Annotated in this window: 15 protein-coding genes, 1 tRNA gene and 1 riboswitch; of the genes, 12 read left to right on the top strand and 4 right to left on the bottom strand. The window is 38.0% G+C overall.

Annotation, left to right across the window (positions count from 1 at the left end; all coding sequences use genetic code 11):
- Positions 1–326 precede the first annotated feature (326 nt).
- Positions 327–1,385, top strand: a complete 1,059-nt coding sequence (adhP, locus tag J3U91_RS02500) for an alcohol dehydrogenase AdhP (protein ID WP_026163838.1) — start codon at positions 327–329, stop codon at positions 1,383–1,385.
- Positions 1,386–1,432: 47 nt separating this feature from the next.
- Here the strand turns inward: adhP and J3U91_RS02505 are convergent, their stop codons facing one another.
- Positions 1,433–2,614 (bottom strand): hypothetical protein, encoded by a 1,182-nt coding sequence (locus J3U91_RS02505; protein ID WP_002817054.1) that lies wholly within the window; start codon positions 2,612–2,614, stop codon positions 1,433–1,435.
- Between the two features lie 73 nt (positions 2,615–2,687).
- Between J3U91_RS02505 and J3U91_RS02510 the strand changes: the two genes are divergently transcribed.
- The 3 genes from J3U91_RS02510 (at position 2,688) to J3U91_RS02520 (ending at position 4,633) form a co-directional block, all read left to right on the top strand.
- Complete coding sequence (locus J3U91_RS02510; protein ID WP_002818348.1) at positions 2,688–3,842, top strand: thiolase family protein; 1,155 nt, start codon at positions 2,688–2,690, stop codon at positions 3,840–3,842.
- Positions 3,843–3,909: 67 nt separating this feature from the next.
- Positions 3,910–3,997: transfer RNA gene (locus J3U91_RS02515), tRNA-Ser, on the top strand.
- Positions 3,998–4,246: 249 nt separating this feature from the next.
- Positions 4,247–4,633, top strand: coding sequence for a VOC family protein (locus tag J3U91_RS02520; RefSeq protein WP_002820992.1), 387 nt, complete (start codon positions 4,247–4,249; stop codon positions 4,631–4,633).
- Between the two features lie 79 nt (positions 4,634–4,712).
- Here the strand turns inward: J3U91_RS02520 and J3U91_RS02525 are convergent, their stop codons facing one another.
- Positions 4,713–5,297 (bottom strand): TetR/AcrR family transcriptional regulator, encoded by a 585-nt coding sequence (locus J3U91_RS02525; RefSeq protein WP_002818352.1) that lies wholly within the window; start codon positions 5,295–5,297, stop codon positions 4,713–4,715.
- A gap of 277 nt (positions 5,298–5,574) precedes the next feature.
- Here J3U91_RS02525 and J3U91_RS02530 point away from each other — a divergent pair, with 277 nt between their 5' ends.
- Positions 5,575–5,853: a hypothetical protein gene (locus J3U91_RS02530; protein ID WP_002818354.1), complete on the top strand. Its 279-nt coding sequence runs from the start codon at positions 5,575–5,577 to the stop codon at positions 5,851–5,853.
- Between the two features lie 192 nt (positions 5,854–6,045).
- Positions 6,046–7,017, top strand: a complete 972-nt coding sequence (locus J3U91_RS02535) for a GMP reductase (RefSeq protein ID WP_002817212.1) — start codon at positions 6,046–6,048, stop codon at positions 7,015–7,017.
- Positions 7,018–7,032: 15 nt separating this feature from the next.
- Here J3U91_RS02535 and J3U91_RS02540 read toward each other — a convergent pair whose 3' ends face one another.
- Positions 7,033–8,379, bottom strand: coding sequence for a nucleobase:cation symporter-2 family protein (locus J3U91_RS02540; RefSeq protein WP_002818356.1), 1,347 nt, complete (start codon positions 8,377–8,379; stop codon positions 7,033–7,035).
- The gene (locus J3U91_RS02545) at positions 8,369–8,965 is read right to left on the bottom strand and encodes a xanthine phosphoribosyltransferase (RefSeq protein ID WP_032825126.1); all 597 of its coding nucleotides are present in this window, start codon (positions 8,963–8,965) and stop codon (positions 8,369–8,371) included. Before J3U91_RS02545 ends, J3U91_RS02540 begins: the two co-directional genes overlap by 11 nt.
- 61 nt (positions 8,966–9,026) lie before the next feature.
- A riboswitch (purine riboswitch) is annotated at positions 9,027–9,124 on the bottom strand.
- Positions 9,125–9,201: 77 nt separating this feature from the next.
- Between J3U91_RS02545 and J3U91_RS02550 the strand changes: the two genes are divergently transcribed.
- The 6 genes from J3U91_RS02550 to J3U91_RS09940 all read left to right on the top strand — a co-directional run bounded on the left by J3U91_RS02550 (position 9,202) and on the right by J3U91_RS09940 (position 12,410).
- Positions 9,202–9,744 carry a GNAT family N-acetyltransferase gene (locus J3U91_RS02550; protein WP_002818359.1) on the top strand — a complete coding sequence of 181 codons (543 nt, stop codon included), beginning with the start codon at positions 9,202–9,204 and terminating at the stop codon, positions 9,742–9,744.
- 396 nt (positions 9,745–10,140) lie between these two features.
- A complete protein-coding gene (locus J3U91_RS02555) occupies positions 10,141–10,563 on the top strand; it encodes a MarR family winged helix-turn-helix transcriptional regulator (protein WP_002820383.1) in 423 nt (140 codons plus the stop codon).
- A gap of 79 nt (positions 10,564–10,642) precedes the next feature.
- On the top strand, positions 10,643–10,966 hold the full coding sequence (locus J3U91_RS09925; protein WP_002818369.1) for a hypothetical protein: 324 nt from the start codon (positions 10,643–10,645) through the stop codon (positions 10,964–10,966).
- On the top strand, positions 10,875–11,150 hold the full coding sequence (locus tag J3U91_RS09930) for an ABC transporter transmembrane domain-containing protein (RefSeq protein ID WP_257611042.1): 276 nt from the start codon (positions 10,875–10,877) through the stop codon (positions 11,148–11,150). The genes J3U91_RS09925 and J3U91_RS09930 overlap by 92 nt, the downstream gene beginning before the upstream one ends.
- Positions 11,098–11,673 carry an ABC transporter ATP-binding protein gene (locus tag J3U91_RS09935; protein WP_002818370.1) on the top strand — a complete coding sequence of 192 codons (576 nt, stop codon included), beginning with the start codon at positions 11,098–11,100 and terminating at the stop codon, positions 11,671–11,673. Before J3U91_RS09930 ends, J3U91_RS09935 begins: the two co-directional genes overlap by 53 nt.
- The gene (locus J3U91_RS09940) at positions 11,622–12,410 is read left to right on the top strand and encodes an ABC transporter ATP-binding protein (RefSeq protein WP_242821524.1); all 789 of its coding nucleotides are present in this window, start codon (positions 11,622–11,624) and stop codon (positions 12,408–12,410) included. Before J3U91_RS09935 ends, J3U91_RS09940 begins: the two co-directional genes overlap by 52 nt.
- The last annotated feature ends 33 nt before the right edge of the window (positions 12,411–12,443 follow it).

Here is a 12,443-nt window from a genome sequence, read left to right on the forward strand (position 1 = left end):
TTTAATTATATCTAAGTAAGCGCTTCCACAATGTTTATTTCTTCACAATAATATGGTATATTATCTTTGTAAATTTTTGTACAAACTTTCAGGGTGCAAGTTTACGAATTCCTCAAAAATTTAGAAAAGTAAAACCATCTTTTGTGACAGAAAATCACAGATTACTGGAAACAAATAATCTGTTATTTGGTTTTGTTTGAAGAAATAAGAATCTTTCAAATTGTTCGTTTGTTTTAGTCGGTGTGCTTAATTATCGTGATTTAATGGTCTTTCTATTTGCTACAAAAGAAGGAATTAAGATATTCAAAGAAAGTCGAGAACTAAAAATGAAAGCTGCAGTTGTTCGTGAAAAAAATGATGGGTTTGTTGATCTGATAGATGATTGGAAACCACGTGAATTAGGCTTTGGCGATGCATTGGTAGATGTTGAGTATTGTGGTCTTTGCCACACCGATCTGCATTGTGCAAGCGGAGATTTTGGCGATCCAAATACTTTAGGCGAACGCAACGGAGATTTCCGTCGTGTCGTTGGACATGAAGGAGTTGGAATTGTTTCTAAATTGGGCGAAGGGGCAGACCAATATTTGAAGGTTGGCGATCGTGTTTCAATCGCTTGGTTCTATGACGCTTGTGGTGTTTGCGACTATTGTGTATCCGGTAACGAGACTTTTTGTCGCAAGGTAAGAAATTCCGGTTATACAGTTGATGGCGCAATGGCTCAACAGGTTGTTGTCGATGCTAAATATGCAGTTAAAGTTCCTGAAGGACTTGATCCGGCTCAGGCTTCTTCGATTACTTGTGCCGGAGTTACAATGTACAAATCTTTGAAAGTCGGCGAAACCAAACCTGGTCAGTGGGTATCTGTACATGGTGCCGGCGGATTAGGCAATTTGGCTGTTCAATACGCTCATAATGTTTTTGGTGCCCATGTTGTTGCAATTGATGGAAATCCGGATAAGCTGGAAGCCGCTAAAGAAGGTGGCGCTGAAGTTTTGATTAACCGTAAGCAGCCCGGCATCGATGTTGCTGCTGAAGTTCAAAAGGACACTGGCGGTGTCCACAACGCCCAAGTTACGGCTGTTAATGATGCAGCTTTCAAGCAGGCTGTTGATTCGCTTCGGCCAATGGGCAAGCTTGTTGCTGTTGCTCTTCCGCAGGGCGATATGGAACTTAATATTGTTAAAACTGTTTTGGATGGGATCGAAGTTCGTGGCTCATTAGTTGGAACAAGAGCTGATTTGAAAGAAGCTTTCCAATTTGGCGCCGAAGGTAAGGTTACCCCAATTGTTGAAAAGGTTGATTTGAATGATATTAATGATGTGATTGAAGAAATGAAAGAGGGCACGATCACTGGTCGCAAAGTCTTTGATTTTACTCACATGTGAGATAAATATTTAATCATTTAAAAAAGTTCGCTTAAAGCGAACTTTTTTTATTTGATCTCAACAGTAAAAATTTCGGCATTTTCAATATACAAAGTATTTAAATTCTGCATTAATAAAATCAGCAAACCAAAAGAAAGGCTGAATGAAATAATCTCAAAGGCAGTTAGTGATAGATAATGCACGGTTTGAAAGAGAATTTCCGAAAGTGCCAACAATCCCGCAAAACCATAAGCCGTTAGAAGAAATTCACGGGTGGCATTCGGCAGTAGCCATTTCAAACCGATAATTAAAATTAATACTAATATGACAAGGGCGTTGGCGGACCACCAATGCAGTTCGTGTAACCAAATAATCGATCGATTATTTTGGAAAGCACCCACTAAACCAAAAACGATTGAAGTTGCCGCTAAGAGCAAACGCAAGACCTTCATTTGTGTGTTAAAGAACTGAGGGATTTGAAAAATTAAAGAAAAAATATAATCAATTAAAGTCAACATAATCATGGCGGAAAAGATTAAAGTCAGATTGAACTGCCACCAGTTATTTGATAAATTCGACCCCAAATAAGAGAAATTAATTTGCCACCAATCTTCATGCTTGTTATTGATCATTGAGAAAAAAATTCCGCCAACAAGTGTGAAAATCAGAATTGTTGTGATTGTTGAAAAATCAATTGACTGAGCTGCGTTCATCATTAAATAACTTGCTATCCCGACAAAGCCGGCAATCAAAGCAGAACTTGTGTACCGATCCAAAATAACGCCGTGAAAGGCCAAATCAACGAAATAAAAGAAATAGGAAGTTAAAGAAAAATCAAGCAACGTAAACGCAATCGACAGAGTTGTGATTGAGCGAAATTTTGCTAATCGACTTGTAATGACCAACTGTTTTCTGCCTAGTAACAATAATGCGATTAAAAAAGTAATAAATCCGAATAGAGCAGCTAAATAAATTGTAATTTGACTGATTGAGTTGGCACCTGATAATTTAACGTAGTCTGTTTTTTGAATAAAAAAATTGACCAGTGCGACGAATCCGGCTAATAGGCCGGGAACCATAAACCAGCGAAGTGATTGTGTTTGTGCCTCTGTTTTTGTTTCTTTGGCTTGAAGAATAATTCGATTATGATCGATTCTTGCCAGGAGCTTATTTTTACCGCCATTATTCAAATATAGTTTGTCAAAGGCTCTTTTTGGAATCGAGATATTTACCTGCTCATTTTTATTCATTACTTAATTCTAATTCAATTGGTAAATTCCTATAATCTCAATTATTCCTGCATATGGCGTAAAATATTTGCATATGCAAAAAGTATTTATTTTAAGTGCGGTTCGAACACCGATCGGAAAATTTGGCGGCGTTTTAAAAAATAAAACGGCTGTTGAACTCGGAGCAACGGTTATTAAATCACTGCTTAAGCGTTCAGAAATATCTGCCGAGGAAATAGATGAAATTTATATGGGTAATGTTATTCAAGCAGGCGTCGGGCAGAATCCTGCTCGTCAAGCAGCTCGTCTAGCCGGTATTCCCTTTTCAATTCCCAGCACGACAATTAATGATGTTTGTGGGTCGGGACTGCATTCGATTAATTTGGCGGCTAAATTAATCGCTGGCGGTTTTGATGACATAATTGTAGCCGGAGGAATGGAATCGATGTCCAATGCTCCATTTTTGCTTAAAAATCATCGATTTGGACATAAATTAGGAAACGAAAAGATTGATGATACATTGTTACGGGATGCTTTGATTGACCCGATCGGAAACTTCCATATGGGTATTACAGCCGAGAACATTGCAGAAAGATACTCTATTAGTCGTCAATCGATGGATAGATATGCGCTTGAATCGCATTCTCGGGCAGTTAGAGCCGAGAAAAAGGGTCTTTTCAATGATGAAATCGTTGCTGTCGATCAAGTTAAGCAAGATCAAGCACCAAGAGCCGACACTTCTTTAGAACAATTGTCGAAGTTAAAGGCTGTTTTCAAAGAAGGGGGCAAAGTCACAGCTGGAAATGCTTCGGGAATTAATGATGGAGCTGCTGGAGTTATTTTAGCCAGCGAAAGAAAAGTGGGAGAACTTAATTTGAATCCTCTAGCCGAATGGAAATTTGGGAATGCCGTTGGCGTTAATCCGGAGATTATGGGAATCGGACCGGTTTTTGCAATTAATGATCTGTATAAAAAAAACAATCTAAGTGATCAGGATATTGACTTATACGAGTTAAACGAAGCTTATGCTTCACAGATGCTGGTCGATACGTCGGAACTTCATCTGAATTTAAACAAGGTTAATCCTAATGGGGGATCAATTGCTTTGGGACACCCGGTGGGTGCTTCTGGCGCAAGGATTTTAGTCACCTTATTGTACGATCTGATTCATGAAGAAAAAAAACGCGGAATTGCCAGTTTATGTGTCGGCGGTGGCATGGGTGTTTCAACAATGATTGAAAAAATTTAACTAATCCGAAGCAATTTTGCACTTTTCTGGATTTTTAGGGGCTTAAAAGTGTAAAATATTTACGTTCGGATGGATACCCAAGTGGCTGAAGGGGTCGGTCTAGAAAACCGATAGGTCGTGTATGCGGCGCGAGAGTTCGAATCTCTCTCCATCCATAATGACGTTGGCAGGTCAAGAACTACTCCATTAGTGTTTTTACACATCTTGATATCGCTTGTCGAGGTGATATTTAGTTTTTATAAAAATAGATCGGCATCCAATGTTATGGACCGGTTTCGTTAATGTTTTCCTATTTTGACTTAATCGAATTTTTCGCTGAGCTCAATTATGATAGGATTTAAGGAATAATTCTGTTTATTTAATTCTTCTTTTATTATCGAAGCTTTTATCTGAATGGAAACTGTATGTACGATAATCAATCAAAGGAGCTATTACTAGTGGATTACGATAACTTTTTTCTAGGTGTTGATAATATGGCGGAATCTGTCGATTTTTATAAAAATGTCCTGGGTTTGCCTGTTAAATTTGATTTCCGCGACAAAGGGATGATAGGATTTCAAATTGGTGAAAATGAACCAGCCATTATTCTAAAAGATCGGCACATGTTTCCTGACGCGGAATCAACGCTTTGGTTTGTAGTCAAGAATGTGAAAGATACCTATTCTCATTTAAAGGAAAGTGGACATGTAAATTTTATGTCGGAGCCATACGAGATTCATACTGGGCTTGCTGTAGAATTCGAAGATTTATCCGGCAATCGTTTGGGAATTACTGATTACAGCAAACAATAGTTATGTGGCAGTATGTGGTATAAAGTAAACTCAATCTTTGGTTTATGTATCTTGAGGACCTTTCAGAAGCTTTAAATGGTTAATCGGGGTTAATACTGATTAAGTCATTAATAGAGTGTGTCATTAAGAAGATGAATTTCTTTGAAAAGGTAGCAGGATTTTCGGGCTTGGGTTGGTTCATCCAATTGGCAATAATGGTTAGTGTTTGGGTAACGGCCAGTTGCATCATGAATTCGACGCTTAAACCAGTCTTGGCCTCAGAGCCTTTAAAGTAAGGTTCTAAAATATCAATATAACTTTTCATAATAAATCTAGTCCAAGGCGGGCAGGCTATGCCCTTGTACAAAATCTGCAAATATTGTCGTTTACTGTAAAGATCGGGCAGGATTTCTTCAGCAAAAAAATGAATTAAATCGGTGTGTTGATATGCAGCTTGTTGAGATAAAAATTTTTTTAATTTCATTTGTGGATTCTGATCGATGAAATAATGCAGGGCAATAACTAGTTCATCGATGCTCTGATAGTGAGTTTTATATAACGCTTGGCGTGACATCCCCAGTTTGTTTGCCACACTGATTAATGTTATTTTGGAATATGAGCTTGATTCTTTGATGACAAGGACAAAAGCCGTAAAAATACGTTCGTCAATTTCGTTACATTGCATTTAAGACGCCCCCTAAAAAAGTTATTTGAAAATGAGCCGATATTCTACAATTAATTTCATTATGAGTCAATGATAAACGGTTGACAACTGTCAACCAAAAGGGATTGAATAGTATTTTTTTTCATGAGAAGATTGATTGATGGAAGTACTTAATAATATTGATAAGAGTGTACAGAAAGATATCTTTGAGATATTAAAAGAGAATGTCAATAGGTAGTACGATTGTGTATACATCGCATATAGTGTTAACAAATTATCCGGTTACAGAGGTTGAAATATGAAGATCTTTAAAATAATCTGCATGTACATTGTCAACCTGTTGATTCTGGCGACGGTAACTTTACCAAATCACAAGAACATAGTTACGGTTGTTTGCCAACAGTTTTCAAAGAATACAATTATCCCGGGAATTTGGCTTGCCCTAGTTGTTTTGATATTATTCCTCTTAGCTGATCGTTTGAATAAAAAGGATAGCAATGATATTTATTTCAATCGACTAAGATCAATAATGATGTTATTGATCTTTGTTTCTTTAGCGACAAGTATCTTTTTTTGAATCGAATGGTGCATTAAAAAACTAACAAGAAACGACTGATTTTTAAACAAGCAATTTTTTAGTAATCGTTAACCAATTGCGAATTTGGGCTATAGTCTTAAAAAAGTTTGACATTCGTGAAAAAGACCGATATCGTAATCTCGTTGGTGAGAAAATTGCCACTGCTAAAGATTGAAAGAGGCATGTGATTTCATGGAAGTATTTGACTATGAGAATGTTCAGTTGATTCCTAACAAATGTTTGATCAGCTCGCGTTCAGAAGCTGATACGAGTGTTGAGTTTGGCGGACATCGTTTTAAATTACCCGTCGTACCAGCCAATATGGCTTCGGTTATCGACGATAAGTTGGCAATTTGGCTTGCGGAAAATGGATATTTTTACATTATGCACCGCTTTGAACCGGGGAAAAGATTTAACTTTGTGACCGATATGAAGCAAAGGGGTTTGATTAGTTCGATCAGTGTCGGCGTTAAAGAAGAAGAATATCGTCTGATCGACGAACTGGTTGATGCTGGTTTGACGCCGGACTATATCACAATTGATATTGCCCATGGCTATGCTAATACTGTGATTGATATGATCCATTATATTAAAAAACATTTGCCGAAGGCCTTTGTCGTTGCTGGAAATATTGCGACACCGGATGCTGTCCGTGAATTAGAGGACGCTGGTGCCGACGCCACAAAAGTTGGGATTGGTCCTGGAAGAGCCTGCATCACAAAATTAAAGACAGGTTTCGGGACAGCTGGTTGGCAGCTGGCAGCTGTCCGTTTGTGTGCTAAAGCAGCCCGCAAACCGATTATTGCAGACGGTGGTATTCGTCATAATGGTGATATCGCCAAGTCGGTTCGTTTCGGCGCGAGCATGGTTATGATTGGCTCCCTTTTTGCCGGCCATAAACAGTCTCCTGGCAGTGATCTGGTGATCGACCATCGTCACTACAAGCAGTATTATGGGTCAGCTTCAGCCAAACAAAAAGGCGTTTACAAGAATGTCGAGGGGAAGGACCTTTTGGTTCCTTACCGTGGTGACATTGCAAACACCTTAAACGAAATGGCTCAGGATCTCCAGTCCTCGATTTCTTATGCTGGAGGAAATAATCTCCAAGCTTTGAGAACTGTTAATTATGTGATTGTGCAAAATACAATCATGAATGGTGATTAAAGATAATAAATAAATTTAATTTTCCTGCTGTTTAACACTTCCAGCAGGATTTTTTATTTTATTAGTCACCCTGTCTGGTTGGATAATCAAATTTAATAGAACAGCACATAAGCTGGCAATAACAACGCCGTTACTGAAAATTAATCTAACTGTTTCCGGTAAACTTTGGAAGATATTCGGTTCGACGCTGACACCTAAACCGGCGCCAATCGAAATAGCAGCCACAAGGATATTTTTGTTGTTTGAAAAATCCATTTTCTCCAGTATGCGGATTCCCTGAATAGCAATCATGCCAAACATAATCACGGTTGCACCACCAATCACGGGAGTGGGGATGATTGTTGCTAATGCACCGATTTTAGGCAGTAGGCCGAGCAGCATTAAGAAACCGGCAGCATAGTAAATCGGTTGGCGGCTTTTAATACCGGACAATTGGACCAAACTGACGTTTTGTGAAAAAGTCGTATACGGAAAAGTATTGAAGATACCACCTAATATGCCGGCTAAAGCCTCGGCACGGTAACCTTTTTTGAGATCCTTTTCGCCAATCGGTTTTTTGGTGATATCGCCGAGGGCGAAAAAAACACCAGTTGATTCTACTAAGGAAACCAATGAAATGGCAATCATTGTCAAAATAGAAGAAACCTCAAAACGTGGAGTGCCGAAGTAAAAAGGTTGTGGGAAGTGGAACCAACTGGCATCAACAACTGCTTTAAAGGAAACCATGCCCATCAAGGAAGCTAAGATTGTCCCCAGTAGAAGACCGATCAGGACGGCGATTCGACTGATGAAACCACGACCATAAACACTGCAAACCAAAACAACTAAAATCGTGAACAGACCCACAATCAAATTATTGCCGGAACCAAAGGATTTAGCTGTGGCACTGCCGCCGCCAAGATTTACAAAACCGATTGGGATCAGAGTTAAACCAATTACTGTAATGACAGTTCCGGTTACCAAGGGTGGAAAGAACTTGCGGATTTTGGCAAAGAGGCCCGCAATTAAAAAGACAAAGACGGCTGAAGCAATGATCGCACCATACATAGTGCCGATTGAAAAATTTTGACCAATCATTTCCAATGGAGCGACTGCTTGGATGGCGCAGCCTAAGATAACCGGTAATCCAATCCCAAAAATGCGATTAGTAAATAATTGCAGAAAAGTGGCCAGCCCACACATGAAGATATCAATTGAAATAAGATAGGTCATTTGAGCAGCACTGAATTTAAGTGCACCACCGATTAGTAGTGGGACAAGAACTGCTCCGGAATACATTGCCAACAGATGTTGAATACCTAAAAGCGCTGAATGATAATTATCGACAAGATTATTTTGACTTTCCCGATTATTAATTGACATGCGAAGTTTCCCCTTGTTTACTAAAAACGACTTGTCCATCCTCGAAACGATCAATGCTTGCCAGCGAGACAAGCGGCAGGTTTTTTGACAAGATTAATTGATGTCCAGCTTGAAAACGTTTTTCAATTACAATACCGACGCCGACAGCGCTGGCACCCGCCTGATTTATGATATCCAGTAATCCTTGAACCGCTTGGCCGTTAGCCAGAAAATCGTCAATGATCAAAACACGATCACCGGGATTGATAAACCTTTTTGAAACGGCAATCTGGTTTTCTGTCTGTTTTGTATATGAATAAACGCTGGCAGAAAAGAACTCCTCATTTAAAGTACGGCTTTGGTGTTTGCGCGCAAAAATCATTGGTACCTGCAGCTGAAGACTTGTCATTAGAGCTGGAGCAATTCCTGAGGATTCGATTGTGAGTACCTTACTTATGTTTTCGTGACTGAACTTTTCAGCAAAAGCCTGTCCGATTTGCGACATTAAAAAAGGATCGATTTGATGATTCAAAAAACTATCGACCTTTAGAATATCTGATCCGAGCACGATGCCTTCGGATTTAATTTTCTCTTCTAAAATTTTGATAACTAATCTCCTATCTAATTTCAATAGAAGAAAAAGCTTCCCGCAGACTATGAAAAATCAGCACAAGTACTTAATTGCTTATAGTCCTGAGTTTGTGGCTCCGGGTAGAAACGGTCATCCTTATTACGACCATATATAAGCTTTTTCAACATTCTGAATTTGTTATTTGTATCCTATCACAGGAAAAAAGTCGGCGCAAGGAAATCTTAACGTAAAATATATTCCAAAGGATATTAATGGCAGAAATTAATTATCAATTAATCGATTTTGATAATCGTGGCGACTTAGGATTGAAAAACGAGCCTTTTGAACTTTTTGGTCGAATGAAAATTGATCGTCTCAATAATAATTGGTCGTACGAAGTGGAAATATTTACTCACAAAAGGACGATGGCTTTTCCAGATGAAAGATATCATTTGCAGGAAATAAATCAGAATGGATTTGCTTTGGGCGCTTATGATGATTCGAATTGTGTCGGCCTTGCTATTTATCAAAAACATTGGAATAAATATCTTTATCTGAAAGATTTAAAAGTTAATAGGGATCATCGTAAGTTGGGCATAGGTAATCAGTTAATTAAAGAAGGACTCCGAAGGGCAGTCCAATTAGGTTACAAGGGGGTTTATGCAGTATGCCAAGATAATAACCTAGCTGCTTGCCAGTTTTACCTGAAAATCGGTTTTCAAATAGGGGGATTTAACGATTTCGACTATAATTACACGACTCAATCGGGAAAATCAGACATTTATTTTTATTTGGATAAAAATAGTGCTAGATAGATATGATCCAACGAGATAAATTGGTGTCATTATTTATAGTTTGCTTTCCTAAAAGACATTTTTATGATAAAAATAAAGGCTTTAACATTTGAGAACACTGAGACAGTTGGTGATTGCCGGATTATGGTGTTAAATTAGTTCCAAAAATAATTTTTACCATATTGGTGATTTGTATGAAATGTTTTTTTGCTTTTTCTGACTGTTAAGCGGGATGAAGATAAAATTAGTTCTTTGACTTATAAAAAGAAAAAGGCTTTTAATGATTCTACAATTTTTTTAAATTTATTTTCGGCCATTAAGAAGCGAGAATATTGTTTTTACTTTAAAAAGTTAATTCGCAATTATTGGTTGTTGGTTATATAATTAGTTAAACTAACTAAGTAATAGGAGCCAATTTTGACTGACGATTTATCCCTACAATCTTATATTATTCTGCATAATACGGCTCGGAAACTTCATTTCTTAGCACGTATCAGATCCAAGTCTGAGGGAATTCCGCAGGAGTTGGGAAGAACTTTAAACGCTATCAGCCACAAAAACGGTCGTTGCACTGCCAAAGATTTTGCAGCCCACCTGAGAATTACAGCTCCATCAGCAACAATGAAGATTAATAATCTTCTTGAAGAGGGTCTGGTTAAAAAACGTCTGGTTTCTCAAGACCATCGAAGTTTCTTTTTGGAAATTACTGAAAAAGGTGAAAAACTTCGTCAGCAAATAAACCGGCAGAATATCGAAGTTGGTTCGAGAATTTTCTCAAGTTTCAGCACACAACAAAAAAAGACTTTGTCAAAATGCTTCAGATCATTGATCGGGAGATAGACCGACAAATAGAATAATTTTTATCTTATTACGGTTGGTTTTTGTTAATTAATTTTTTTGAAGGGAATTTGGTATAAATATGCAAAAAGAAGCAGATACTGCTGGCAATAAATACGCTACTTGGCAAATGCTGCGTTTTGTTTTTGGTGAGGTTTTGCATAATCGTTGGATACTGATTTTAAACGTAGTAGCTCTGACGATTATTACAATGCTACAATTTGTAATTCCGCAAATCGAACAATTTATCATCGATTCAGTGATCCCAAAAAAAAGATTTCAGCTGGCTGATCGGTTCAACTGCGGTTTTATTACTGACGGCCGTTTTTTTAGGCTTGCTGAACTATTTTTCGGTTTATTACATGGGAGTGCTGAGCCAATCGGCGATTACAGGATTGCGCAATAAGCTTTACCATCAAATAATTCAATTGGATACTCATTTTTTCGAATCAAGTAAAACTGGTGATTTGATGACCAGACTGACTGGGGATGTCAGCAATTTGCAGAATTTAATTTCAAGCAACATGCTTTCGATAATTGGGAATTTTTTTTACTTTTATCGGTGTTTGGGCCTTTATTTTTTACGTTAATTGGCAAATGGCTTTGGCTGTCAGTCTGACTTTTCCATTTATGTTTATAATTTACCGTGTTTTTCGTGGCCGTATCCATACTGCTTTTCGCGCGGCCCGTCGTTCTCAATCCGATATGTCGAATCAAATGCAAAATACTTTAACACAGATTGAATTGATCAAAAGTTATGCCAGCGAAAATTTGGAAGAAGAACGTTTTGAAGAAAACAGTAATCGAAATAAGCGTGATTTGATTCAGGTAACACACAATATGGCTATTTTTTCGCCATTAGTCGATTTGGTTAATTATATCGGAACGGCGATAATTCTTACTCTGGGAGCTTATTTTGTCATTCACGATCAATTAACCGTAGGACAATTAGTCGCTTACTTGAGCTATGTTTCACTTTTACAAAATCCTATTCGTTCCTTGACTTCTTTGCTGAATCAGTTGCAGGAATCTTTGGTATCTTACGGAATTACGGAAGGATTATGGATATTAATCAGGTCAAATCTTCGATCGTTGAGGACAAAGGTGCAATAAATTTTCCAAAAATTTCTAAGGGAATTAATCTTGAAAACGTTAGTTTCGCATATGAGAAAGAGGAAACTATTCATGATATTACTTTTTCGATTCCCTTCGGCAAAACCACGGCTTTGGTTGGGCGTTCTGGTTCAGGAAAAACGACAATTACCAAATTGATAGATCGCCTTTATGACCTGGATAATGGTTCGATCAAATTTGATCGTCTTGATATTAAGAAAATAAAACTTAGATCTCTGCGAGAAAATATTGCTATTGTTTCACAAGATACCTATATCGTTGATGGGACAATCAAAGACAATATTATTTATGGCAAACAGGGAGCTTCAGAAGAAGATATTTGGCAGGCAGCTGAAATGGCTGATATCGCCGATTTTATTCACCAACAAACGAAGGGCATGAATACTTTGGTTGGTGAGCGAGGGGTTAAATTGTCCGGGGGGCAGAAACAAAGAATTTCAATTGCGCGGGCTTTACTTAAAGACGCTCCGATTGTTATTCTCGATGAAGCAACGGCCAGCCTGGATAATGAATCTGAGAAAAATATTCAGCATGCCTTAAAAGCGCTAATGAAAAATCGAACTTCACTAGTAATTGCTCACCGACTTTCAACAATTTATAATGCTGATCAAATTATTGTGATGAGCCAAGGACGAATTGTTGAAAAGGGCAAGCACGAACAATTGTTGAAACAAAATGGTAGCTACGCACGTTTATACAATGCTCAATTCAAATAAAAACGATAAGGACCGAAAGTATGCTTATTTTTA

This window comes from Oenococcus oeni (assembly GCF_020510245.1).
Lineage (GTDB): Bacteria > Bacillota > Bacilli > Lactobacillales > Lactobacillaceae > Oenococcus > Oenococcus oeni.